The 26,033-nt window shown below is 41.3% G+C and carries 24 protein-coding genes and 3 pseudogenes; 10 read left to right on the top strand and 17 right to left on the bottom strand.

Features of this window, described 5'->3' with window-relative positions:
* Positions 1–509: integrase core domain-containing protein (locus tag CF596_RS10050; protein WP_143228683.1), on the top strand; the 509-nt coding region annotated here is incomplete at its 5' end.
* A gap of 78 nt (positions 510–587) precedes the next feature.
* Here CF596_RS10050 and CF596_RS10045 read toward each other — a convergent pair.
* From CF596_RS10045 to CF596_RS10025, 5 genes and pseudogenes are all read right to left on the bottom strand, one after another.
* Entirely contained in the window at positions 588–992 is a 405-nt protein-coding gene (locus CF596_RS10045; protein WP_017395860.1) for a transposase family protein, read from the bottom strand.
* A 144-nt stretch (positions 993–1,136) separates the two neighbouring features.
* Complete coding sequence (locus CF596_RS10040) at positions 1,137–1,847, bottom strand: IS5 family transposase (RefSeq protein WP_096902359.1); 711 nt, start codon at positions 1,845–1,847, stop codon at positions 1,137–1,139.
* Entirely contained in the window at positions 1,844–2,806 is a 963-nt protein-coding gene (locus CF596_RS10035; protein ID WP_077109281.1) for an IS30 family transposase, read from the bottom strand. Before CF596_RS10035 ends, CF596_RS10040 begins: the two co-directional genes overlap by 4 nt.
* A gap of 104 nt (positions 2,807–2,910) precedes the next feature.
* A pseudogene (locus tag CF596_RS10030) lies at positions 2,911–3,468 on the bottom strand (PP2C family serine/threonine-protein phosphatase); the annotation flags it as partial.
* Between the two features lie 51 nt (positions 3,469–3,519).
* Positions 3,520–4,329 carry a formate/nitrite transporter family protein gene (locus CF596_RS10025; protein WP_008303564.1) on the bottom strand — a complete coding sequence of 270 codons (810 nt, stop codon included), beginning with the start codon at positions 4,327–4,329 and terminating at the stop codon, positions 3,520–3,522.
* Between the two features lie 283 nt (positions 4,330–4,612).
* Here CF596_RS10025 and cynS point away from each other — a divergent pair, with 283 nt between their 5' ends.
* Entirely contained in the window at positions 4,613–5,062 is a 450-nt protein-coding gene (cynS, locus tag CF596_RS10020; protein WP_096902358.1) for a cyanase, read from the top strand.
* Between the two features lie 47 nt (positions 5,063–5,109).
* On the opposite strand, the pseudogene CF596_RS14920 reads toward cynS, so the two are convergent.
* The 5 genes and pseudogenes from CF596_RS14920 to nirB form a co-directional block, all read right to left on the bottom strand.
* A pseudogene (locus CF596_RS14920) lies at positions 5,110–5,357 on the bottom strand (integrase core domain-containing protein); the annotation flags it as partial.
* Positions 5,342–5,566: a molybdopterin dinucleotide binding domain-containing protein gene (locus CF596_RS10015; RefSeq protein WP_096902357.1), complete on the bottom strand. Its 225-nt coding sequence runs from the start codon at positions 5,564–5,566 to the stop codon at positions 5,342–5,344. The gene CF596_RS10015 and the pseudogene CF596_RS14920, both read right to left, overlap by 16 nt.
* A 2-nt stretch (positions 5,567–5,568) precedes the next feature.
* Positions 5,569–6,494, bottom strand: a pseudogene (locus CF596_RS10010) (molybdopterin-dependent oxidoreductase); the annotation flags it as partial.
* Between the two features lie 180 nt (positions 6,495–6,674).
* Positions 6,675–8,285, bottom strand: a complete 1,611-nt coding sequence (nirD, locus tag CF596_RS10005; RefSeq protein ID WP_096902356.1) for a nitrite reductase small subunit NirD — start codon at positions 8,283–8,285, stop codon at positions 6,675–6,677.
* Positions 8,286–8,309: 24 nt separating this feature from the next.
* A complete protein-coding gene (gene nirB / locus CF596_RS10000; RefSeq protein WP_096902355.1) occupies positions 8,310–10,856 on the bottom strand; it encodes a nitrite reductase large subunit NirB in 2,547 nt (848 codons plus the stop codon).
* Between the two features lie 503 nt (positions 10,857–11,359).
* Between nirB and CF596_RS09995 the strand changes: the two genes are divergently transcribed.
* Both CF596_RS09995 and CF596_RS09990 read left to right on the top strand, forming a co-directional pair.
* Entirely contained in the window at positions 11,360–11,938 is a 579-nt protein-coding gene (locus CF596_RS09995) for an ANTAR domain-containing protein (RefSeq protein WP_096902354.1), read from the top strand.
* Between the two features lie 10 nt (positions 11,939–11,948).
* Complete coding sequence (locus CF596_RS09990; RefSeq protein WP_096902353.1) at positions 11,949–12,953, top strand: CmpA/NrtA family ABC transporter substrate-binding protein; 1,005 nt, start codon at positions 11,949–11,951, stop codon at positions 12,951–12,953.
* Positions 12,954–13,140: 187 nt separating this feature from the next.
* Here CF596_RS09990 and CF596_RS14770 read toward each other — a convergent pair whose 3' ends face one another.
* The 3 genes from CF596_RS14770 to CF596_RS09980 form a co-directional block, all read right to left on the bottom strand.
* Positions 13,141–13,305: a hypothetical protein gene (locus CF596_RS14770; RefSeq protein ID WP_171324964.1), complete on the bottom strand. Its 165-nt coding sequence runs from the start codon at positions 13,303–13,305 to the stop codon at positions 13,141–13,143.
* A gap of 294 nt (positions 13,306–13,599) precedes the next feature.
* Complete coding sequence (locus CF596_RS09985) at positions 13,600–14,787, bottom strand: phosphotransferase (RefSeq protein WP_096902352.1); 1,188 nt, start codon at positions 14,785–14,787, stop codon at positions 13,600–13,602.
* 92 nt (positions 14,788–14,879) lie between these two features.
* Positions 14,880–15,461 carry a hypothetical protein gene (locus CF596_RS09980; RefSeq protein WP_096902351.1) on the bottom strand — a complete coding sequence of 194 codons (582 nt, stop codon included), beginning with the start codon at positions 15,459–15,461 and terminating at the stop codon, positions 14,880–14,882.
* 198 nt (positions 15,462–15,659) lie between these two features.
* Between CF596_RS09980 and umuD the strand changes: the two genes are divergently transcribed.
* From umuD to CF596_RS09960, 4 genes are all read left to right on the top strand, one after another.
* The gene (gene umuD, locus CF596_RS09975) at positions 15,660–16,274 is read left to right on the top strand and encodes a translesion error-prone DNA polymerase V autoproteolytic subunit (protein ID WP_096902350.1); all 615 of its coding nucleotides are present in this window, start codon (positions 15,660–15,662) and stop codon (positions 16,272–16,274) included.
* Between the two features lie 43 nt (positions 16,275–16,317).
* Positions 16,318–17,613 (top strand): Y-family DNA polymerase, encoded by a 1,296-nt coding sequence (locus tag CF596_RS09970; protein ID WP_096902349.1) that lies wholly within the window; start codon positions 16,318–16,320, stop codon positions 17,611–17,613.
* A gap of 136 nt (positions 17,614–17,749) precedes the next feature.
* A complete protein-coding gene (locus CF596_RS09965) occupies positions 17,750–18,058 on the top strand; it encodes a transcriptional regulator (protein ID WP_096902348.1) in 309 nt (102 codons plus the stop codon).
* On the top strand, positions 18,055–18,369 hold the full coding sequence (locus CF596_RS09960) for a helix-turn-helix domain-containing protein (RefSeq protein WP_004973819.1): 315 nt from the start codon (positions 18,055–18,057) through the stop codon (positions 18,367–18,369). The genes CF596_RS09965 and CF596_RS09960 overlap by 4 nt, the downstream gene beginning before the upstream one ends.
* Before the next feature lie 180 nt (positions 18,370–18,549).
* On the opposite strand, the gene CF596_RS09955 is transcribed toward CF596_RS09960, so the two are convergent.
* On the bottom strand, positions 18,550–20,757 hold the full coding sequence (locus CF596_RS09955) for an OsmC domain/YcaO domain-containing protein (RefSeq protein WP_096902347.1): 2,208 nt from the start codon (positions 20,755–20,757) through the stop codon (positions 18,550–18,552).
* Positions 20,758–21,050: 293 nt separating this feature from the next.
* Between CF596_RS09955 and CF596_RS09950 the strand changes: the two genes are divergently transcribed.
* Both CF596_RS09950 and CF596_RS09945 read left to right on the top strand, forming a co-directional pair.
* On the top strand, positions 21,051–21,398 hold the full coding sequence (locus CF596_RS09950; RefSeq protein ID WP_004973824.1) for a carboxymuconolactone decarboxylase family protein: 348 nt from the start codon (positions 21,051–21,053) through the stop codon (positions 21,396–21,398).
* Positions 21,399–21,428: 30 nt separating this feature from the next.
* Positions 21,429–22,058 carry a class I SAM-dependent methyltransferase gene (locus CF596_RS09945; protein WP_096902346.1) on the top strand — a complete coding sequence of 210 codons (630 nt, stop codon included), beginning with the start codon at positions 21,429–21,431 and terminating at the stop codon, positions 22,056–22,058.
* A 109-nt stretch (positions 22,059–22,167) separates the two neighbouring features.
* On the opposite strand, the gene dsbG is transcribed toward CF596_RS09945, so the two are convergent.
* Genes dsbG through dsbD form a run of 3 tightly spaced genes read right to left on the bottom strand, consistent with a single transcriptional unit; the run spans position 22,168 to position 25,877 of the window.
* Complete coding sequence (gene dsbG / locus CF596_RS09940; protein WP_096902345.1) at positions 22,168–22,926, bottom strand: thiol:disulfide interchange protein DsbG; 759 nt, start codon at positions 22,924–22,926, stop codon at positions 22,168–22,170.
* A gap of 48 nt (positions 22,927–22,974) precedes the next feature.
* The gene (locus CF596_RS09935; RefSeq protein WP_096902344.1) at positions 22,975–23,817 is read right to left on the bottom strand and encodes a TlpA disulfide reductase family protein; all 843 of its coding nucleotides are present in this window, start codon (positions 23,815–23,817) and stop codon (positions 22,975–22,977) included.
* On the bottom strand, positions 23,814–25,877 hold the full coding sequence (gene dsbD, locus CF596_RS09930; RefSeq protein ID WP_096902343.1) for a protein-disulfide reductase DsbD: 2,064 nt from the start codon (positions 25,875–25,877) through the stop codon (positions 23,814–23,816). Before dsbD ends, CF596_RS09935 begins: the two co-directional genes overlap by 4 nt.
* Positions 25,878–26,033 lie beyond the last annotated feature (156 nt).

Genomic DNA, 26,033 nt, shown 5'->3' with positions numbered 1-26,033 from the left:
CGCTGAATAGACTTGTAAGGATCAGCAAAATACGTCTCTATGCCAGCATCAGTAATTCTTTTGTGTTCGGAAAAATCTTTGCCTTGATTGGCTGGCATAGCCGCAAGGTACTTGCGCATAGGGTATCGATTAGTATGGAGGTGGATTTTTGTATTTCGGCTTTAAATGAAGCGATTGAAAAATATGGATCACCTGAAATATTGAATACAGACCAAGGCAGTCAGTTCACCAGTGATGCATTTATTGATGTATTGAAATCAAATGGCATTCAAATCAGTATGGATGGTAAAGGTCGATGGGTTGATAATGTGATGGTTGAACGATTATGGCGGAGCGTTAAATATGAAGAGGTGTATCTCAAAGCTTATAGCAGTGTCACAGATGCGAAAAAGCAATTAAGTGCATATTTTGAGTTTTATAATTTGAAACGACCTCATTCGAGTCTAGACAAATTGACACCAAATGAGTTTTACTATGATCAGCTACCCCAACAAAACAAGGTGGCTTAACTAGAGCGGAATATCACTTATAAATACGCTTTTAGTTGTTCAAACAAGTGGGACCACCTCTGTCTCTTTTTTTTACCGCTATACCATTTCTTCTGTTTTTTTTGGACGTTGAACTAATATTTCAGTTGCATCAATCACAACAACTTCCCAATCCACTTCATCTCGATTAGGAAGTTGTTTTGGCAAGTTAAATTTTCCAGAACCGATTAAGGTATCTTCAATAACACGTGTGATACGAATTGCACTCGTTTCAGATACACCGTAACTCATACCAAGATGGAAAAATGTTCGATATTCTCTCCAATATTCTATACATAAGAGCAAACGATCTTCCAACGGTAATTTATGCGGTCGTCCTTTACCAATATGACGAGGTAAATGCTTATTTAGCTCGGCCAACATGAGGTTAAATGTAGCCCAACTAACACCGGTAAGCCTACGAAACTTAACGTCTGATAATTTTTGAATATCTTTGAATTTCATCCAAGGATTATCCCTTGAATTAAATAATTTTGCTGATTAATTTAAGATCAAATAAATTGTACGTTTTTTGATTTATGACGGAAGTCTAATATAACAATTTAAAAATAAGAAAAATTTTCTAAAAAAATAGGGTCTGTTGACATTTCAAGTATAGAATTTACCCGATAAAGGTAGCCAAATAAATATACAAGCTAATGCAACTGCACCCTCATAGCTACACTTTAACTTATCATATCGTGTTGCTATTCCTCTGAACTGCTTTAACCTACAAAATGCATTCTCCACTAAGTGTCTGATTTTATATAAATACCAATCCATATGGTCATTATTTGACTGGGTATTTGATTTTCTTGGAATATTCGCTTTAGTTTTTTTCGCAGATATTTGTTCTCTTAATGATTCAGAGTCATATCCTTTGTCTGCACAACACACTTCCGTTTCACTCAAATCTAGTTTTTCAATCATTTTGGGAGCAATCTTGACATCATGTGTCGTTCCATCGGAGATAATAATTTCGATTGGATTGCCATCCGCATCAACAGCTAAGTGTATTTTAGAACTATTGCCACCAATGCTTTTAGAAATATCCTGATCTTTTATTCCAGCAGAATGTTGATGTGCCCGAACATGACTACCATCAATAAAAACCCATTCCACATCAGCATTTGAAGAAATTAATTTAAATACTTTCATTAACTTATCATTTTTACACCAACGATTATATTTTTTAAAGATTGAGTTATACGAACCAAATTCCTTAGGCAAATCACGCCACGGACAGCCTGTTCTTATTCTATAAAGTATTGCTTCGACAAAATTTCTCAAATTAGATTTGAAATAGATAGGCGGATTCAAGCGGCAAGTGCAACAGTATAAAAACCAGACATAACTTCACTCGGTGTATACCAACCTAGGGTTTTTCTAGGACGATGGTTGAGTGCAAATTCTATCTGCTCTATTTGTTCGTTTGACACGTCATCAAACGATGATGATTTTGGCAGATATTGACGGATTAAACCATTCGTATTTTCATTTCTAGCTCGCTGAATAGACTTGTAAGGATCAGCAAAATACGTCTCTATGCCAGCATCAGTAATTCTTTTGTGTTCGGAAAATTCTTTGCCATTATCAAATGTCACACTATAAGCATGGCTCATTTGTAAACGATCTAATGCACAAGTAATCGTTTGAGAGGATTCTCTCGTTGACCCTAAATGAACAATATGTACATACAGGCTCTTTCGATCAACGAGAGTCAATAAAGCACCTTTATGATGTTTACCAATCACCGTGTCACCTTCGAAATCTCCTAAACGTTGTCGTTGATCAATGACCTGGTCTCGGCAGTGAATACTTGTTTTATCAATGATTTGCCCCCTACGATCCGTGTTTTTGTAACCGCGTTTTCGATATTTCTTCTGATGCCTTAAGTGTAGATGAAGTTTACCACCTTTTGATTTATCTTGATAAATGTACTGGTAAATCCACTCATGTGAAGGTACATCCAGCCAACCGCGTTGTGTTAAAGCACCTGAAATTTGTTCTGGTGACCAGTCCAAACCAATCAAATAATCAATATAAGCGAAGGCAAATGCTGTCATTGATGATGAAGGACGGTACCGTCTTTGACTTGCAAATTTAGCTGCCTGTTGAGCTCTATATCCACGTTGCCCAGTATTTCTTTTTAATTCACGGTAGATGGTTGATCGTGAACGTCCTAACTCCCGAGCAAGGGTAGCGATTGAACTTTTACTTTTCAAAGTAGCATAAATTTCGTATCTTTCATCTTGAGAAAGTTGGGTGTATTTCTTCATTGTGTGCTTTCCAATTGCAGGTTGAAAAAGTCTAATGATTCTATGAATACACCTAACTTTTTCAACTAACTACAAATGTGTTGCACTTGGGATTTGAATCTGCGTAAAAAAATATCTTTTTCTTTGAGTTCAATATTTCGATAATCAATTTCAATACGATAATCCGCACCTAAGGCTCGACTAAGATAATGCTCTTTGGAAGACAACCAGACACGATGATCATGGGTTAGTAATTCAATTTCATGATCGCGAATGCGGTAAATACGACTATCACCAACATGAAAAACATGGGCTTGTTGCTGTTTTAAAATCAGTGCAGATAAGGTACAGACATACCCTCGGTCTTTATCAAAACGTCCTTGACTTTGTTGAGTCTGTGCATAAAGCCATGAATTGGTCGCGCGGATCACTCGTTCTGCTGAAGTCTGTGTACTCCAGGCATCTGAAGTAGAATAATAATCCGATAAAAAACTGCTGACTGCAGTTTCTGCTGCAATATGGCTGACATTGCTGCTACCGATTCCATCCGCTATAACACATGCAATACCTTTCTGTTTCAGCACATGTCCTTCGGGCAGATATACTCCATGGAAATCCTGGTTCTGTTGTTTAACTCCGGCAGTAGAATATTGCCCAATACTGACTTTTAATGTTTTTTTCATGCTGAAAGCTCAAAAAGGGATCTATATGATCCCTTTATAAAATGATGAATGTTAAAATTCTTTTTTAACACCAGTACGGACATGGGTGGTATAAAGTGCCAGACCTGTTAATGCCAAACCGCCCACCAGATTACCTAAAGCAACCGGCAGTTCATTCCATAGGAAGTAGTCAGCAATCGAGAAGTCACCGCCCATCATCATGGCAAATGGGAACAGGAACATGTTCACGACAGAGTGCTCAAAGCCCATGGCAAAGAACAGCATAATTGGCATCCACATGGCAATAAATTTGCCACTCACCGTAGTAGACATCATCGCGCCAATGACACCTAATGACACCATCCAGTTACACAGCATGCCACGGATAAAAATAGTCATCCAGCCGGCGAATCCGTATTCGGCATAACCTAATGTCCGCTCCTCACCAATATGCGCAATTTTTACGCCGACAGGGTTTGGATCCGCTGCAAAACCCATGGTATAAACCGCTGCCATGAGCACCGCAACGACTAAACAGCCTGTAAAGTTCCCTACAAACACCAAGCCCCAGTTTTTTAGAATACGTCCCCATGTCACCCCTGGGCGTTTATCTAGCCATGCCAGCGGCGTAAGTACAAACACCCCAGTTAATAGGTCATAGCCCAATAAATACAACATACAAAAACCAACTGGAAACAGGAGCGCACCAATCAATGGTGATCCTGTTTGCACGGCTATGGTAATGGCAAATACCGCTGCCAAGGCAAGAATGGCCCCTGCCATAAAGGCACGAATCAATACATCACGGGTTGCCATATGCAATTTGGATTCACCCGCATCTACCACTTTTTTTGCAAACTCTGCAGGAGCAAGATATGCCATGTTGTCGTCCTCTTTTTCAATATACAGACCTGTTTTTCAAAAAAAGACGCCTAAGATCAATGAAGACCTTAGGCGCCGTTGCCTTAAATGCTTGAACAGTTAAAGGTGAATGGCGTCATTGCCATATATCTCAAAGTACAAGCAAAAGCTATGCCATAAAAAATTATTAATCTTTTAATTATTCACTGTCTTATTGAGCATAAATTTTAAAATGATGATTGGCATGATATCTGCATCATCTACTCCGCATAACAATTTGTTTAAGAATCATTTGGAGAGGATTATGATTACCCATCGTCAACAAGTAACTGACATGATCATTTCAGCGAAAGTTTTAAAATCAATTAAATGGTCAGATGTCGCCAAAGAAATAGAACTTTCTAAAGAATGGGTAACCGCTGCATGTTTAGGTCAGATGGCTTTTAATAAAGAGCAGGCAGAAAAAATCGGTCAGATTTTTGGCTTAAGTAATGAAGCTGTTGCATGGCTACAAATCGTGCCATACAAAGGTTCATTGCCGACCAGCGTGCCTACTGATCCCTTAATTTATCGCTGGTATGAAGTAGTGAGTGTTTATGGTTCGACCATTAAAGAACTGATTCATGAAGAATTCGGAGATGGGATCATGAGTGCTATTGATTTTAGTATGGATATCCAACGCGAAGAAAATCCGAATGGTGACCGGGTAAATGTCGTATTGTCTGGCAAGTTTTTACCTTATAAAACCTATTAATTTGTCTTGTCCTGAAATAGATTGACAGTATTCCACTTCAAACCGAGTTAAGCAATTAGCTCAGTTTTAGTTTGCTCATACGTCTGATTCGGGGTGTTCATATTTAAACTTAAATGTGGTCTATAGCAATTATAAATCATGATAGATTCCGCAATTAAGTGATCTAACTCCTTCATGGTTTGACATCGTGTAGTTAAAACTCCTGCTTTAATATTCCATTAATCCGCTCTGCTAATGCATTTTGGTATGAGAAACACTGTTTCGCAAGTGCGCCATCTGTCATAGAAGGACATACCCCATAATGGCGTAATGCCACCTTTCACAAAGCAACAACGCTTCAGAAGTTGATACGTTGTGCAGGCCATTACATTGTCCCCATTCAGAACGAACTTCGACCAGCTCACCATCCTGAATCCCGTATTTCAATGCATCATTCGAATGAATTTCACAATACGGTTCGGCACGATGTGTACTGAGATGGGCAGATAATCCAGTGCAGCTCATAGCAGGCTCATGATTTTTTCGGTCTGGGCAAATTTCTGAAAAATAAGGTTAATTTTTCAATAGTAATCCCGGTTCGTTGAGCCACGCTTTCAATCGATGACTCTGTCGAGCTGCTGGCAAGCGCCTGCTCCAGACCTTGAGTATGTTGGGTAACAAAATCCAGATCGGCATGACCATTTTGCTGAAGATACTGCAACAAACCATTAAACAGCGCGACATCCTGACCCGGTAAAATCGGCAAGTGTAAGTCTGCCGCTTCACAGGTTGCAGTAAAGCGCGGGTCAATCACCACCACAAATAAATCCCGCTCTTCTTTAGCTTTCATAATGCGCTGATAAAGCACCGGATGGCACCAGGCGGTATTGGAACCCACCAAGACCACCATTTCTGTCTGCTCAAAATCTGTGTAGCTGGCCAGTACCAAGTCTTCGCCGAAAGCCCGTTTATGTGCCGCCACAGCAGAAGACATACACAGTCTTGAATTGGTATCAATATTGGCAGTACCCAGATAGCCTTTTACAAACTTGTTCACCACATAATAGTCTTCAGTCAAAAGCTGGCCGGAGACATAAAAGGCGATGCTGTCACGTCCATACTGATCAATACATTGCTGAAATTTATTGGCAATACTTGAAATGGCATGATCCCAAGTGCTTATTTGCCGCTGCTCTTTTCGACCTGTTATCGGATGTAGAAGCCGGGTTTTTAAGCCAAGTGTATCGGCAAGATGACTGCCTTTAATACACAACTTGCCCAAGTTCGCAGGATGCTGAACATCGCCTTCAATCTGAACCTTTTCACCCATCGAGGTTTGGCTTACGTGCGCGATGACACCACAGCCTACTCCACAATAAGGACAGGTCGTCTGAGTGGTTTTTATTTGGGATTCAGTAGAGCTATGTAGTTCCATAACCGGAATACTATTCATTGCTGCTGCGCTCCTTAATCATCCAAATTCACTTGTTTCACCAAAACGCTGATATCTAGCTTTTACAGGTTTGATTTAAATTTTTTCTATGTCTCAAAAGCTTTAATCCTCACCAACCCTCCTTTAATAAAGGAGAGAGGTTCCCCTCTTGTTTAAAGAGGGGTTGGGAGATTGATCCGATTACCCTGCCTTTTTTAATGCAAAATCCCGACCAAAAAGCAGTTTGCTGCGGATATTACTAATCGGTGTCTGATCTGCAATCAGTTCTGCATACCAAGCTCCATCTTCGGTATCGCCAAATAGCACCGCACCAATGACCTTGTCCTGCTGGATAATGATCCGTTTATAGATTTGACGTTTTTCATCATTCAGCACGATATCTTCAAAATCATCCTGAGGTTCAAAATTTCCGGCCGAGAAGACATCACATCCACTGACCTTGAGTTGGGTCGGAACAGTCGGTGCCTTAAAGGTCAGTCGGCCATGTTCAGCCAGATGCGTCGCACAGATAAAGGCTTGTCCCCATAATGGCTCAACCAATCCAAAGGTCTGGCCACGATGCTCAATACATTCACCAACGGCATAGATACTAGGATCATAGGTCTGCATGGTGTCATTCACCAGCACGCCGCGGTTACAGCGTAAGCCAGCCTGTTCAGCCAAAGTTTTATTTGGTCGGATTCCAACTGCAAAGACCACGAGCTCAGCATCCAGCACCGTCCCGTCTTTTAAGCGCAGTTGATTCACGTGGCCATCACTACCGAGTAGTTCTTCGGTATTGGCTTCGGTGATAATCCTAATACCTTTTTCTTCAATTGACTTCTTCAGCATTTGACTGGCTTTCATGTCCAGCTGACGATCCATAATACGGTCCATCAGATGTAGCACCGTTATATTCATCCCTCGCTGCTTCAATCCATAAGCGGCTTCCAGTCCTAACAGACCACCGCCAATGACGACGGCGTTTTGCTTGGTTTTGCAGTAATCCAGCATGTGGTTAACATCCTGAATATCCCGGAAGCTAATCACGCCTTCAAGTTCAGCACCTGAAATTGGTGGTATAAAGGGTTTGGAACCAGTAGCGAGGATCAGACGATCATAAGCAACGATTTCACCTTTTTCGGTATGAACCTGCTTACGTGAACGGTCGATAGAGCTGGCAGCATCTCCAGCGATGAATCTAATGCCTTTTTCGGCATACCAGTCGGCTGAATGCAGCATAATTTCTGCAAAGCTTTTCTCACCAGACAATACCGGTGACAACATGATCCGGTTGTAATTGCCCCATGGCTCTTCCCCAATCACGGTAATGTCATAACGATCTGGCGCCATATCCAGCAAGTCTTCCAGACAGCGCATGCCCGCCAGCCCATTTCCGACCAGTACCAGTTTTAAACGCTCTGTGTTCTGACCATTACTGGAAATATAGGTCTTTTGTGGAGTCGGACTCACCAGAACTTTGCCATTTTCAATTCGGGTTGGAAATACCAGTAATTTCTGGTCTTGTTCTTCCAGACAACGGCCGGTCACCAGACTGAAATGCTGCTTATAAATTGGGGATGCGACTACACGCTCACCTTGCAGATCACCCAGAATGCCACGTGCCATGACATTGGCCAGACTAAATGGATCTTGATTGCTGAGTGCATACACCCGCTGTTCCTGACCCACGCGAAAAATTGCAATCTGCTGATCTTCAATCAGGGCTGCCACACCGGTATTCGGGGTAATCTCATCCAGATTGCAGACTTCGTACCAGTTCAGTTCGTTCATGTCTTTTAAAATTGTCATTTTCATTCTCCCTGACTGTGGTATTTAGGCTTCAACCACTGGAATACGGTTTAAATCACGTTCAGCTTCTGTCTTTGGACGAATCTGGCCACGTACAGGCGTAAACTGAATATTCGGGTCATTCTGCTCAGCTGCTTTGGCATTGATAAAAGTCTTAAAGCGTTTGCGTACTTCAGGATCTTCAATCGCGGTGCGCCATTCATCCTGATAAGTGCCAATCACATGCTGCATACGGCTTTCCAGTTCAGCAGCAATACCCAGTGAATCATGCACAATGACATCTTTCAGATAGTCCAGCCCACCTTCCATATTGTCACGCCATACGCTGGTGCGTTGCAGACGATCTGCTGTCTGGATATAGAACATAAAGAAGCGGTCGATATATTTGATCAGTGTGGAAGTATCCAGATCCGAGGCAAGTAGTTCAGCATGGCGCGGTTTCATACCACCATTGCCACATGCATATAGATTCCAGCCTTTTTCGGTGGCAATGACACCGACATCCTTGCTCTGTGCTTCTGCACATTCACGGGTACAGCCAGATACTGCCATTTTGGTTTTATGTGGTGAACGCAGGCCTTTATAACGATTCTCCAGGAAAATCGCCAAGCCGACAGAATCATCGACTCCGAAACGGCACCAGGTACTGCCCACACAAGATTTCACCGTACGTAAGGATTTGCCGTAGGCATGTCCGGACTCGAAACCGGCATTGATCAGTTTTTCCCAGATTTCAGGCAGCTGATGTACCTGTGCACCAAACATGTCAATTCGTTGTCCGCCTGTGATTTTGGTATATAGACCATAATCTTTGGCAATCTGACCGATGATAATCAGGCCATCAGGGGTAATCTCGCCGCCTGCAACACGTGGCACAATCGAATAGGAACCATCTTTCTGGATATTGCCCAAGTAATAGTCGTTGCTATCCTGCAAACCGGCATGACTTGGTTTTAGCACAAAATCATTCCAGCAAGATGCCAGAATATTGGCTACAGTCGGTTTGCAGATATCACAGCCCATGCCGTGCCCATGTTGCTGAATCAGGTCAGAGAATGTCTTGATTTCATGCACGCGTACCAGGTGATACAGTTCCTGACGTGAATAGGCAAAGTGTTCGCACAGGTGATTGTTCACCGTGACACCCTGACGCTGTAATTCAGATTTGAGAACCTGCGTTACCAGTGGTGCACAGCCACCGCACGCCGTTGCAGCCTGTGTGCATTTTTTCAGTGCACCCAATGAAGTTGCACCACCATCAATGGCTGAACAGATATCCGCTTTGGAAACGTTATTACATGAACAGATGGTCGCACTGTCAGGCAATAAATCGACACCACTGCCACCCGATTTGGAAGTTGACTGATTAAAGCCCGGCATGATCAGGCTTTCCGGTTGCTCCGGTACAGCCAGACCATTCAGCATCATTTGTAAAAGATCGCTATATTCTTTGGCACAGCCCACCAGCACCGCACCGAGTAGCTTGGTCTTATCTGCTGACACCACGATTTTTTTATAAACCTGCGCGGCTTCATCAGCATAGAAATAGCTCAAGACACCAGGGGACATGGCGTGTGCATCACCAATAGAAGCAACATCCACGCCCATCAGTTTGAGCTTGGTACTCATGTCTGCACCAGCGAATGCATGACTTTCTTGGCCCAGGACATGTTTTGCCGCGATACGCGCCATGTCATAGCCCGGTGCAACCAGACCATAAATTTTATTATCCCAAAGTGCACATTCACCAATGGCATAAATATCCGGATGTGAGGTCTGACAATAATCATTAATGATGATGCCGCCACGCTCACCAATCAACAGGCCGCTCTGGCGCGCCACTTCATCACGCGGACGAATACCGGCCGAGAACAGGATGATATCGGTTTCAAGTACCGAACCATCTCCGAACTTCATTACATGCTGAGCGCTGTCACCATCTTCAATGCTTGATGTGGCCTTTTGAGTATGTACCTTGACACCCAGGTCTTCAATTTTAGAGCGCAGTACCCGGCCGCCCAGATCATCAATCTGCACCGCCATCAGACGCGGAGCAAATTCTACGACATGGGTTTCCAGATTCAGATCTCGCAGGGCTTTCGCTGCTTCCAGCCCTAGCAAGCCGCCGCCAATCACTACGCCAGTTTTGGCATTCAGACTGGCTGCACGAATGGCATCCAGATCTTCAATGGTACGATAAACAAAGCAATTCTGACGGTCATTGCCCCGGATTGGTGGCACAAAGGCATAAGAACCGGTAGCGAGAATCAACTTGTCAAAACTCAGCACATCACCCTGGCTGGTGGTGACGGTTTTATGGAGCTGATCAATTTCAACCGCTTTAGTATTAAGTCGCAAATCAATGCCATAAGCATCGGCAAAATCACTACGACACAGACTCAGATCCTTGACCGACTTGCCGCTGAAATATTCGGTCAAATGTACCCGGTCATAAGCTAAATGTGGCTCTTCTGCCAAAATGGTCAGCTCAATGTCATCACCGGCCTGTTCCAGTACAGATTCGATGAATTTATGCCCCACCATGCCATGCCCAATCATGAGAATTTTCATATCTGCACTCCAACTATTGTTTTTTTAAAGATGATAAAAAGCCGCATATCACGTCTAGGCATTGATATGTCTGCTGATTGAATATGTTGTAAATACCGCAACCCAGCGCTTTGTAATGCTGGAGGAAGGGTTGAAACGCTTGTGCGTTTTGTATTGCTGAACAACTGACCATGTCATTTATCCTGTGCTGAACGAAATACCAATCACACTCCTTGAAAGTGCAATTACGATCAGAACGGACATCGTTGGCCGTTGTTAGTATTGAAAGTCATCTTTGACGATTTAATAAATGCAGAAACCGTGCCAACTTTTTTAATAGAAAAATGCCTTGTTTCAGGCAGATGATCTACCTAAATGCTTCATTTTGATCAGCCATCAGCTGAAATCCCTAAAGCTATGCACTAAATTGAACAGAAAAATAGAATTTTATGCACCAATTTAATGGCATGTTTTTTGCTTTACTCCTGCTTGAATATTCCTTAGGCCTTACTTGAAAATATTCCATGTCCAAATTACGAATTGCTCTTATTGATGATGATCTGGAGCGCACCCAATTCATCCAGGAATCCTTACTTTCACATGATTTTCAGGTGGTGGCCTGTTTAATCCTGAATGACCTGAATATGGTACATGTTAAGGGTATTCATGCAGATGTGATCCTGCTGAATATGGATCATCCGCATCGGGATATTATTGAAAGCTGTGTCAGCCAATATGAACTTCCGACCGTGCTGTTTACCCAGAACTCCAATAAAGACACCATCAAAAGTGCGATTGATGCCGGAATCACGGCTTATATTGTCGATGGTATTGATCCCACCAAACTAGAAAGCATTCTGGAAATTTCAATTGAACAATTCCGCAAACATAAAAAGCTGCTGAATGATTTAAAAGAAACCCAGGACAAACTGATTGACCGTAAAGATATCGATAAAGCCAAAGCGTTGCTCATCCAGCTGCATGCATTAACGGAAGAGCAAGCTTTTGCTTTATTGCGTAAAAATGCCATGAGTCACCGGATTACCATTGGTGAAATGGCCAGACGCTTACTGGATGCACAGAAGCTGTTATTGGGCCAATAAGGAAAAGCATATGTCCACATTAGAAAAAACTGAACTCAATATTGGCTATATTCCTTTACTTGATTGTGTTGCCATTCTCTGGGCCGAAAAACAGGGGTATTTTGCTGAGCAAGGATTAACCATCAATTTAATCCGTGAAGCCTCCTGGTCTAGTTTGCGTGACCGTCTGGCCTATGGCTTTCTGGATGCTGCACATTGCTTGTCTGCCATGCTGCCCGCTGCTGCCCTGGGTACAGACCAGTTACAGGTGGCTTTGCAAACCCCTCTAGTACTGAGCGTGAATCAGGCTTTTATTAGCCTGCGCCAGGATTTGTGCTATGAACTCGGCATCCAGCCTGGGGATGATGAACAGAATACCTCAAAGAAACTGGTACAGGCTTTACAACAGAATCATTCCATCAATCTGGCCTATGTTTATAAATATTCGATTCACCATTACTGTTTAAAAGAATGGCTGGCGCTGACTGATCCACAACTGGCCAAGAATATCCAGCTGATGACCTCTCCACCGCCTTCCATGGTAAAAGGAATCGCAGAACAGGTATTTGATGGCTTTTGCGTGGGAGAACCCTGGAATATTCAGGCCAAACTTGAAGGCTATAGTTTTATCGTCGCGGCAAGCCAGAATGTCATTCCAAAAGTTGCCGATAAAGTCTTGGCCATGACCCAGGAATGGGCAGAACAGCATCCATTTACTGTAGAGGCAGTGGTCAAGGCAGTACAAAAAGCGCAGGATGATTTAAAGCAGTGCAGTGATTTATCAGAAGTATGGGACATGCTGGTAGACTATCAGATTATTCAGTTTGAATGTTCCGCCCAGCGGCATGTCTATGACTTTTACAAGATTAAGAATATCATCCGGAATTTTGTTGGGGAAAGTGCCGAACCGAAAGTCGATGATTTTATCTGGCTCCTGCAGCAGATGGATAAATGGGAAAATATTGAAATGACCGCAGCCAAAAAAAAACAGATTGCGCAATCCTGTATTTATCAGCAAGAAGTGACCGTTGTTTAAAATATTATCTATTCTCATAAAAAAAGACCCAGAAAAATTTTGGGTCTTTTAGATTTAACGTTTTATTTAGCTGAATGCCTGTTGTAAACCCAGTACGGTTCAGTTAGCATTAACACTTAGGTTGTCAGTGAATTGATGTTGTGTAATAGCCCCCAATTAAAACGGACACTTCTCAATTAAGACCTAGTCAATTGTGGTTGAACTGTGTAATCGCTTGAGATGGAGAATGACGTTCATCCTGCTTTTCAGCAGTTATAGTGATGATTGGCAGTTGAAATATTTCTAAATGTACTCCTGTTTCAGCAGCAGAGCTATGTTGTACATTCAAACCATAAATTAAATTGATCGACAATCGCATCTGCAGTAATAACAGAAATAGAGGCAGGCGCTTTTTGTAAACAATCTGTACGCAAACCCTCAGTCTTTACTGTAAAACTAAAATACGGCGTGGTTTCATTGGCTGTGATGACAATCGTATCAAATTATTGAATACCATTTTCTGCATCAACCCAAAGTACCCAACACAGCGATGACAGAATGAAGATTTTTAAAGGCGCAGTGAATATATTCTGTTTGAATTTACAATTGTACATATAAAATCTTGCATTAAAAAAGTAGTGATGCTTGAGGCATTTAGCTGTGCAGATTATGACAATTCGCGTTGAAGGAATCGAGTAAAAGTCTGGGTAAATTGCTGTCCTTGCTCTGTAAAAAACCAATTTACATGTCCAACAATCCAATCATAATAAGCAGCATCGGCATGTTTCAGGTTTTGGGTAATCCCGACAAAATATTCAAGTTCTGAAAATGCGAAATCCAAATGCACAATTTTTAGCAGTTCTGGCAAAATACTAAAGTCTTGTTGTGGGTGTATTTCTGCACAATACGCTTGTAAAAACGCGCTTAAACCCGCTTCATCAACATTAATTTGTGACGTATGTTCTAAAGCCAGCCAATCTATAAAGTTACGCTCAATCGTTATCGCAAGGTCGTACAGCGCTGAATTTCGATCCGATAAGCCAAAATCAATCAGCGCTGTAATATTGGCATCGGCACTTTGCGTAGACCAAAACAGATTGGAAGCATGCAAATCATTATGCGTCCAAATTTTAGTGGTCTGCTGCAATATATGCTTAATTTTATGATGCGTCTGAGATACACGCTCTAAAAAAACGGCGTCTAAGTTTTTATCGGCAAAATAACGGCTCAATTCAGGGCTATTTTGAATAAGTTGCTGAATAGCCGTTACAATATTTTCACTTTCTAAAAGCTGCTGATTTGATACTAAATATCGCGCCGATCTGCCATGTAACTCAGGAAAATCCTGCATGGCGACATGCAATTTGGCAAGCAAACTTCCCACTTTTGCAGCATGTTCTGTATAGAAAAACGGCGTCCAAGATTGCTGATCGACATATAAGTCAAAACCTGCTGCTTTTTCGTAGACTTCATAAGTCCAGTCGCCCATTTCTAAAGCGGTCAGTCCGCAATTCGAGGCAATTAATGTCGCAACAGGAATGTTTTTACTGGCTAAATGTCGCAAAAAAGCATGCTCTTGCAAAATATCTTGCGCATTACGAAATGAACGATGACTGCGTTTAATGAAATACGAGCGACTTCCTATTTTATCTGTACTGGCTGCATCCTGCGTGACTTCAATCACTGCGGCAGATGAAAATGGGCGCGGACTGCACCACAAAATTTGAATATTCCCTTGCAAACATGGGTAATACGGTTGCAGGTTGTGTAATTCTGAGACAGTCAGATGTGCCCAATCTTTATGTTCCCAGTCATTCCCCATGCCATGACCTAAATCATGTGTGATTGTGGTCATTTTAGATATTCCTTAACTTGATCAGTATTGTGTAATCGTATATTCCCCATCATCTATCTCAAACAACCATTTTTTAGATAGATGATAGCTATTTAATTAACTGTTTTGGCTTGTCGTAAACGTAAATTGACTTCATCTACAATCTGATCTAAACCCGTGTCATAAGCGGCTTCACTCACAAAAGACACCATATTTTGCGTAACTTGCGGTAAATTGTAATCTGCATACCATGACAATGAATTCACTTCTATTTCACGTTCACCCTGCAAAATCACGAATCTTCTTTGCATCCAAGCCTGCAAATTTTCACCCGTATAGGCATCATAAAAAATAATATCGGTCAGATAAAAATCTTTCATCATGTAGGAGTAAGCCACGCTATTTTCTTCTGGCTCATAATTAAAAAAAGGTGTGGTGGTCAGATGAAATTCAACCAGGAAATGACGTTTCAAACGATGATTTTGATATTCTGCTTTGACTTTAATCGGGCAACTGATTTGCGCAAAGTCAATTTCATGTTCAGTATTTTGCTTAAAATATTCAGCCAAAGACCAAACCTGATGTTTAATGAAATCCTGCATTAAAAACTCAGGTTCAAGTTGTGAATTAATTAATCCCAACAGTAAAGATTCAACTTCTTCTTTCGTTAAATAAATGTCTTCAACAATATGCATGCCAATCTCTAAATATGCTGCTGCGATAGAAAAATCCTAACGGAAAGGCTTGTGTTTGTATAGCTATGCAATCGTAGAGTGTGATCTATATCTAGCAATCAATTATCCACGTAGATTGAATCTTAATCATGTTTTCAGCTATGCTATCAACACATCAAATTTCACTTCAAACACGCCTCGTTGCGTAGGAGTAATCTCATGTCTAAGAAGTTACCTATTTACTTCTCTGACGCTGCTTGGGCGTCATTACAAAAAATCATGGGCAGCGATGGTAAACCCAGCCCTAGCCTGAATGCCCTGCTTGAACAAATTGAATTGCTGAATCAGCATGATTTTCAAGCGCTTGCTAAAAGAAAAACGCTGCATCTTCCCGTAACAATAGAATCCATTCCTGCAGGTTTTCCTTCGCCTGCTCAAGACTATATTGATAAAAATATTGATCTGAATGAATATCTTATTTCTAATGAAAATGCGACCTTTTTAAATGTGGTACGCACTACCTCTATGGTGAATGCAGGGCTTGAATACGGCGATATTGTACTGGTAGATCGCAGTAAAGAAGCCAAACACCGCAGCATTGTGGTTGCATTAATCGACCAAAAAGACCTGACTATTAAACGCTTGATGATTACAGCCAAAATGTCCAAAAGTGAATTGGCTGAACATTTTGGTGAAGACTACGACCCTGCCACTTTGCCCGAAGCTTGGCTCAAGGCAGAAAGCCCCGACTACGACAGCATTTACCTGAAAGATGGGCAAACTTTTGAAGTGTTTGCTGTGGTCACGTGGAATTTGAAAAACCTGATGGTTTAAACACCACAATAATGCATAAAAAAGCCGAATAAGTAAAATAGTCATGAAAGCTTTAGAGCAAGTTTTTGCGCTCATTGACATTAATAATTGTTATGTGAGCTGTGAGCGGTTGTTTCAACCACACCTGAATCATCGTCCTGTGGTGGTGCTTTCCAATAACGATGGCTGCGTGGTGTCACGTTCCGATGAAGCCAAACGACTTGGCATTAAAATGGCTGTGCCCTTTTACCAAGTTCAAGAATTAATTCAACAACATGATGTTGCGGTCTTTTCAAGTAATTATGCGCTCTATGCAGAAATGTCCAGACGTTTTAATAATATTATTCAAGAATTTGTCAGTGCCAAAGATGTTGAAATTTATTCGATTGATGAAACTTTTATTGAGTTGAGTTCATATTCTCAGCGCGATTTAAACGCACTCGCACAGGAAATTAAAACAACCTTGTGGAAATGGCTGGCTCTCCCTGTTTGTGTCGGTATTGATCAAAGTAAAACTGAAGCCAAACTGGCCAATCATCTTGCCAAGCGAAACCGCTATTTCAACGGCGTATGTAATTTACTGGATATGGATTTATGCAGCAAAGAAGCCTTGTTTCAACACATTGATGCCGCTGAAGTCTGGGGTGTGGGACGCAAAAACGCTAAAAAATTACAATCATTGGGTATCCGTTCTGTATTTGATCTAGCAACAAGCAATCCAGACCAAATGGAGCGCCAATTTTCTATTTTGATGAAAAAAACCATTCTTGAACTCACAGGTACAGCATGTATTGAACTGGAGCACAATACCGTAAGTAAGCAGCAAATCATCAGCTCACGTTCTTTTGGGCAGCGTGTAACAGATATTCATGCGCTTTCAGAAGCTTTGAGCGATTATTTACAATCTGCTGTGCAAAGGCTCAGAGCTGAAAAAAGTTTATGTGGTTGTATGATCATTTTTGCGCAATCTAACCGTTTTGATCCGCGCCAAGTTTTTTACAATCAATCGGTCACTATTGCTTTCAATGAGCCAACAGATTCTGCTTTGCTCATGAACAAAGCCATGATGAAGCATGTGACAACGCTATTTCAGGAAGGAATTGCCTTTAAAAAATGTGGTGTGATTTTAACGGGACTTGAACCCAAACAAAGCTATATTCACGACCTGCTTACAGATACTGACGCCATTGAAAAACAGGAACAATTACAGCAAGTGTTGGATACCGTGAAAAATAAATTTGGTGTGCAAAAACTCGCCATTGGAGCATGTAAATTGCAAGATCGAACTTGGGCGATGCAGCGCAGCCATTTAAGCCCGAATTATTTTAGCTGGGAAGGTTTATTGGCGCTTGGTGATTAGCAGTGATTTGATTGGGCTAAAAAAGCTCACAATATGAGACCTAATTTAATGCTTAAAAGTACTACAAAGTAGTATACAATTAAACACTACAAAGTAGTATACAATTAAACACTACAAAGTAGTATAAAGGTGTTTGATGTATACCATCTGTGAGACTACTTTTTTTACCAATGAATATCCCTACTATTGGACTGAAGAACAATACAATGACTTTAAAATTTTCATTGCCGAGAACCCTACAGCAGGAGATGTAGAACCTGGTACTGGCGGCGTTCGTAAAATTCGATGGGGTGGAAAGAGTAAAGGTAAACAAGGTGGTGTTCGTGTAATTTATTACAACCGTTTAGCAAATGGCGAAATTTGGTTATTGACCTTATATAGTAAAGACACAATTACCCAACTTGAGAAAAAGACACTTAGACAATTAGCGGAGTTACTGAAATGAGTCGTTTATTAAGTGACAAAGAATTGGAAGCTCGAGAAGCAAAACGAGACTTAAATGTTGAATTATTAGAAGGCGTTAAACAAATGCTTGCTAATAACGCAGCAAGAAAAACTGTGATCAATGAAACAGATGTTGCTTTAGCACGAAGAAAGTCTGAACTCACTCAAGATCAATTTGCTAAAATTTTAGGTATCTCTAAACGTACATTGGAATCTTGGGAGCAAGGTGTTAGAAGACCTTCAGGAGCAGCTCAATCACTGATTAAATTGTTTATTTTAGATCCTCAATTTGTTCGTGACCATCTCGCTTAAATGAAATAGCCCTCAACAACGAGGGTTATTATTTTGCCTTTCCTATAGCAACAGCAAATCTTAGATAGCATTTGAAATGCAACACCATGTTGTTGCCATAATACCTGACTCGGACTTTTAAAGCCGAGTCTTTTTCTTGGACGGTGATTCAAATCAGAACAGCGTTCTACTTCTGCAAGATTAGTCTTTATTCAGCCCAACAAACTTGGCACGTGCTTTATGCAGTTTTTTGTAGCTGTCGATTAAACGTAAATGACGATCTAAACCTTCAAGCTGCATATTGGTTTCGGTTAGACCATAGAAACGTACTGTGCCTTCAACAGAACCCATGACTGCATCCATACGTTCATTGCCAAACATACGGCGGAAATTGACAGCATAATCGGCAATATCCATTTCGTCATCTAAAATAACTTCAAGCACGACATTCATACATTGATAGAACAAGCCACGTTCTACGGTATTGGTGTTGTATTGTAAGAATGCTTCGACTAAATCTTTAGCTTCTTCAAACTGTTCTAATGCCAAATAAATCAACAATTTTAATTCAAGGATAGTGAGCTGTCCCCAAACGGTATTGTCATCAAATTCAATGCCAATTAAGGTTTTGATTTCAGTATAGTCATCTAGCTCACATTCTTCCAAACGCTCAACTAAAGCTTCAAGTTGTACATCATCCAAACGGTGCAGATTTAAAATGTCTTCACGGTACAGCAAAGCTTTATTGGTATTATCCCAAATCAGGTCTTCTACCAAATACACTTCTGAATAATCAGGGACTAAAATTCGGCAAGCAGTTGCACCTAAATGTTCATAAATCGCCATATAGGATTCTTTGCCCATTTCTTCTAAAATCGCAAATAAAGCCTCAGCTTCTTCGACATTGCTATATTGACCATTGTTGGTGAAATCCCACTCTACAAATTCATGGTCTGCCTGCGCGCTAAAGAAACGCCAAGACACTACACCACTAGAATCAATAAAGTGTTCAACATAGTTATTCGGCTCAGTTACCGCATTCGTGCTAAAGGTCGGCTGTGGTAAATCATTTAAACCTTCAAAACTACGCCCTTGCAATAGTTCAGTTAAGCTGCGCTCTAAAGCGACTTTAAAGTTTGGATGCGCACCAAATGACGCAAAGACACCGCCTGTGCGTGGGTTCATTAAGGTCACACACATGACAGGGAATTGACCGCCTAAAGACGCATCTTTCACCAATACTGGAAAACCTTGTTCTTCTAAAGCCTGAATACCTGCCACAATGCTTGGATATTTTGCCAAAATTTCTTGCGGTACATCAGGCAGACTCATTTCTTCCTGAATAATTTCACGCTTCACTGCACGTTCAAAAATTTCAGATAAACACTGTACTTGCGCTTCTGCCAGCGTGTTGCCTGCACTCATCCCGTTACTTAAATATAAGTTTTCAATTAAATTTGATGGGAAATATACGGTCTCGCCATCTGACTGACGGACAAAAGGCAATGAACAAATACCACGTTCGGTATTGCCTGAGTTGGTGTCATATAGATGTGTGCCCAGCAACTCATCTTCAGGATCATAAATTTCTAAGCAATATTCATCTAAAATTTCTTTAGGCAATTCACCATTTGGGCCAGGCTTAAACCATTTTTCATTTGGATAATGCACAAATTCGGCATTGGCAATCTCTTCACCCCAGAACTGATCGTTATAGAAGAAGTTACAGTTCAAACGTTCAATGAATTCACCCAAAGCAGATGCTAATGCACTTTCTTTGGTTGCGCCTTTACCATTGGTAAAACACATTGGCGATTGCGCATCACGAATATGTAATGACCAGACATTTGGCACGATATTACGCCATGAGGCAATCTCAATTTTCATGCCCAAACCTGCCAAAATACCTGACATATTGGCAATGGTTTCTTCAAGCGGTAAATCTTTACCTGCAATAAAGGTCGCTTGAGATGAAGTCAAGTTCGGCATCAGCAAAGCTTGTGCATCGGCATCAATGCTTTCGACTTGCTCAATCACAAACTCAGGGCCTGTTTGCACGACTTTCTTTACGGTACAACGGTCAATAGAACGTAAAATCCCCTGACGGTCTTTTTCAGAAATATCTGCAGGCAATTCCACCTGAATTTTAAAAATCTGCTTATAGCGGTTTTCAGGATCGACAATATTGTTTTGAGATAAGCGGATATTATCGGTTGGAATATCACGTGATTGGCAATAAACCTTCACGAAATACGCAGCACACAATGCAGATGACGCAAGGAAATAATCAAATGGGCCTGGCGCAGAACCATCGCCTTTATAACGGATGGGCTGATCGGCAATGACGGTAAAATCGTCAAATTTAGCTTCAAGACGCAAGTTGTCTAAATAATTGACTTTAATTTCCATGCAGGCACCTATTGTATGTGCCTACTCAGACACAAAATTATAAAATATTGATTTATAAGCCGAATCAAGAGGGAGAATAAGACTTAAAAATGAGGTTTGAAGTCATCGCAACGGTATAATAGCGACTCCAGAATATGCGACAACATTATAAAGTGATTTAGGTGAATTGATAATGCTATAAATACAGATTTACTGAATTTAAGCAAAGCTGCTAATTAATATATATAAACATAATATATTTAAATGTATGGTATATTGTCTTTAGGTTCTAATCTGCTTGATGGTGAAACAACATGAAATATACCGAACTCACTGCTGAAATTTCGTCTAATATCAAATCCATTAAAGAACAATCTCCCGATTTACTTAAAAGCTTTAATGCCCTATCACAAGTTGCGATGAAAGACGGCGTAATTGATGCCAAAACCAAAGAGTTTATTGCGCTTGCAATTGGTGTGGCACAACGCTGTGATGGTTGTATCGGTTTTCACGTCAGAACTTTGGTCAAAATGGGCATGACTTTTGAAGAATTGAATGAAATTTTAGGTATTGCTGTTTATATGGGCGGTGGCCCATCACTCATGTATGCCGCAAACGCCGTGGCAGCATTTAAAGAGTTTTCTCCATCTACAGCCGAATAACAGCATCAAATTATTTACCGAGTCGAAACTATGTTAAATATCCATAATGAATGGGATGAACGCTACAGCCAACATGACCATATTTATGGTGAACAAGCCAATGCGTTCATTCAGGACATTACGCAAAAACTGCCTATTCACGGCAAAACTTTGGGCTTGGCCGAAGGTGAAGGTCGTAACTTGTTATATTTGGCAGCTGTGGCACAAGCCAATGAGCAAGCATTTGAAGCAGATTTGTGGGACTACTCGCAAGTTGCTTTAGATAAGGCCCAAGGCTATGCACAGCAACGTGGTTTAAGTTTAAATACACGAAAGCAAGATTTAAGTCAGGTGAATTGGCCAGCGAATCAATATGACAACGTGATTTGTGTATTTGGTCACTTTAACCCTGAAACACAGCAAAAAGTGTTAAATGGCGTGCGCGAAACTTTGGTCAACGGCGGTTTATTTGTTGGTGAGCTGTATTCTACTCGTCAGCTAGAATATAAAACGGGCGGCCCACGTGCAGTAGAAATGCTGTACGATCCTATCGAGTTTTTAAGCCATTTTAAACACGATCATCTGATTCATTTCTTTGTGGGCGATGTAGAACGCTCAGAAGGCAAACTGCATCAGGGCAAATCCCACGTCATTCAATTTGCGATTCGTATTCAGAAATAAAAGACTGAATCTTTTACATCAAAAAGCTTGCTCCAATGCAATTAGAGCAAGCTTTTTTGCGCTTTAGATTTGAATATTCAGTTAGATATTTGCTCGGAAATTTTTAAAATCACTCAAACACATCTTTCATAGATTTTGGCATTCCTTGTACCGACTGTAATTCGCCCTGTTTATTTTTCCAAAGCACAACAGGTGTAGCAAAGAACTCGTATTTATCCATCAGTGCCTGATTCTGTTCTAAGGTTTTTTCTACATGTACAGGCACATTTTTTTGTTCAATTAATTTCTTTTGACCGTATTGACGATGAAACTCATTAAAGGTCTGCTGTGGGTTTTTCGCCATTAATAAAGTCGCGGCCTGCCCTTTGCTTTCAGGTCGGATCACCGCCACAATAATATGTCTTAACTGAACTTTGCCAGATTCTACCCACGGACGTGCCTGCTTCCAAAAGGTATGGCAATACGGACAATTCGGGTCTGAAAACACGTAGACAATTTTTTCAGCACTGGTTTGCCCATCCTGAATCCAAGTAGCGTGTTCCTGACTTTGCCACACATCTTCAAGTACCGACTTTTTCACATAACGGTCTAAAGCATCGACGGTTAAATTATTGCCTTGTGCATCAAACAAAGTGCCTACAATATAGTATTTCTGGTCATTGGAAATAAACACTGTCGCAGGACTTTGTTCAATATGCCCTGCCCAACCTGTCATTTGTGCAGGTGCTTGAATTTGTTGCACAAACTTAAAACCTTCTTTTTCAATGTGCTGTTTGAGGTTGTCCTGTGCTTGCAGCATACTCACACTACTGGCAAGACTCATACCTATCGCCAGTTTCAGCATGTTATTTTTGATGTTTGATGTCATATTGATTGTCCTTGATTTTGTGTTCATGGCGGTTTTTCTTTCAAATCGTTAAGTTCGTGTTGATGGGTTCGCTTGTATCTTTTTTAGATAATGCTGCAACATTGGTTTGGTCAATTCGCCCATGTGATGATCGACCAATTCGCCTTGTGCATTAAAAAACAAAGTGCTAGGCAAACCGAACATATTAAAGTGTTGCCCTAAACTGGCTGCAGGGTCTAATAACACGTGTTCAAACTGAAATTGATGTTTCTGTAAATAGGCTTGAATTTCTGCTGCAGATTCGCCTTGATTGGCAAAAACAAAATTAACTTCGGGGAAATCTTGCTGTGCTTGTTGCATAACAGGCATTTCACGGTGACAAACTGGACACCAAGTCGCCCAGAGATTAATCACGGTGGGCTGACCTGAAAATTGAGCTAAATCTTGAGGTTGTTGCGCTAGGTTGTGCAATACTAGATTGGGATAGGCATGCTGCGTCTGCAAAGGTTGGATAAGACTCCAACCTACAACTTGTACTGTAATAAAGAGCGCAACCACCCACGCCAGAACAACACGTTGAATAGCGCGATTTTTCCAGACAAACCACGCCACACCTGCCATAACTGCGGCAATCAGATGAAAGCCTTTGTCCTGAATTTTTAAAATATCAATCGGGTTGGCAAAGTACAGCTCATAATGCTGCAACACAAAAACTGCCCGCCCAACTAAAGCACCAATCCACAGCGCATTCCATAATGCATCCTGATAACCTGTCCAAGTCTGTGCATTCCATGTATAACGACGCTGAAAAAATTTACCCATTGCAAAGACGACAATCAGTCCTAGCAATAAAAACACCAATGGCCATGGAATCATCAACATGCCTAACTGCAAGACTGCGGATTGAATCATGGCGCAGCCTCTTGCAGTTGATGAATATTTTGAATCAATTGCGCTGCGTTATAAGCACCTGTTAGACGCAATTCACGTTGTTCCCGTTGTGGATCTGCCAAAAATAACAACGTTGGCGGCCCTAAAATCTGCCATTTTTTCAATAAGGCATCTTGTGAAGGATGCTGTTCGGTTAAGTCGAGTTTAATCCGCACCACATGCTTTAAAGCATCTTGCACATCGGTACGAGGAATCACATCACGCTCAATCGGCTGACACGCCACACACCAATCGGCATAGACATCAATCACAATCTTTTGATGAGCATGTGCGGCCAAAGCTGCATTCAACTCTTGTTCTGTGCGTACTTTGATCCATGGCTGTAATTGGTCTGCTTGTACCTGCGCATTGACACTGGCAATACTCTGATTGACATGCCAAATTCCACTACTGGCGATTACTGCCGCCAAAGCCAATAACGAAAAACGCTGTGGACGATGTAACACGTGGCGCAAAATTGCGATTAAATATGCAGCGAAGGCAAATAACACCACGGCAAAAGCAACATAGTACCAAGTCACAGAAAATAGCGGACGAGCAAAATACAAAGCCATTGCCAACATGATAAAACCAAAGCTAAATTTTAGCCGTTCCATCCACAAACCTGGCTTTGGCAAATATTTCGCGCCAAACACGCTGGCAATAAGTAAAGGAATTCCCATACCTAAACCGAGCAGGAACAAATATAAACCACCCAATGCTGCTTGATCCAAATGTGAGACGTACAGCAATGCTCCCGCTAAAGGCGCACTCATACATGGCCCGACAATCAGTGCAGAAATCACCCCCATAACGCCCGCACCCAATAAAGTACCGCCTTTTTGATATTGCTGAATACGATCTAAACGCTGTAACACTGCTTGTGGTAATGAGAACTGATACAGTCCAAACAGGTTTAAAGCAAAGAGCACAAACAACATAGCAAAAACTGCAATCACTACGGGATTTTGGAACCAACGCTGTACGCTATAACCAATGTGTGACGCAACAACGCCCATCAAGCCATAGACTAGCGCCATACTGACGATAAAGGTGATCGCAATTGCTGCCGCTTTATAGCCTGTATTGCGCTGCACCAAAATGCCAGAAAGAATTGGAATCAGCGGCAATGAACACGGTAAAAAAGCCAGTAATACCCCAAAACCTAAAAAGATAAACGCATTCAGTAACAACCCTTGCCCAGACAATAAATTCAGGAAAAATTGATCATTGTTCCATTGCTGATTCAGACTCGTACTACTGGCTGTTTCCGTATTGCTTGAATTGGCTGATGCAGCGAATGTATTGTCTGTCAATGCCGTATCTGTATTTTCAATCTCTAAGGAATTTGCTAAATCAACGTTTTCTACTGATTCAGGGGTAAGTTTAGGATCAGCTTGTGTTACAGCAACCGCATTTTCAGCAAGCTGTGCTTTGTTTTCTAGCGTTTGCTGTTCAAGTTTGAGTTCTTTTGTCGTTACAGTGTTTGCAGTTGTCGTAACTTGTTTTTGTGTACTAGAACCATTGGCTTGATGCTTATCTGCATCATTTAAGTTAGTGTTTAAAGCAGCCTGATTATTCTGATTGAGTTGCTGAAGTAAATTACCTTTGCCCGCACTTAAATTATGCTGTGGCAATAAACCATCGGCATCGGTTTGAATCGTTTTACGCTGTACGGGATAACACAAACCATCTTCAGCGCAGCCTTGCCAAGTAATTTGATATTGCTGATTAGGCTTCACCTGAATCTGTGTTGTCACTTGCCCATAATGCACACGTGTCAGCCCGAAAGTCGGATCATCTTTTTCCTGCCCTGCAGGCAATTTAAAAGCAAGCGGCTTTTGAGCCTGACTGACTTTGAATTGATCGTGATATAAATAGTAATGCGGTACGACATCCCATTTCAGTTCAACCGTTTGTTCAGACAATGACGTCGCCTGAAACTTAAAAGCTTGATCGGACGCTAAAAATTCATTGGCAGCATTGACCCACACCGCACACAGACTCAACACAAAATAAGCAATGACGCGAATAAAAATCATGTATTTATACTAAAAATTAAAAAACTGACTGTATTATCGGTAAGTGTAGATTAAGAGAACATTAATAAAGATTTTTCTTTGTAAACTTGAGCATTGTAGGTGCCTAATCTAAATTTGTGGCGTGATCGAGATGTGTCATATATTGGGCTGACTGTG

Source organism: Acinetobacter sp. YT-02, assembly GCF_002412355.1.
Classification (GTDB): domain Bacteria; phylum Pseudomonadota; class Gammaproteobacteria; order Pseudomonadales; family Moraxellaceae; genus Acinetobacter; species Acinetobacter towneri.
This window is presented reverse-complemented; position numbering and strand designations above follow the sequence as displayed.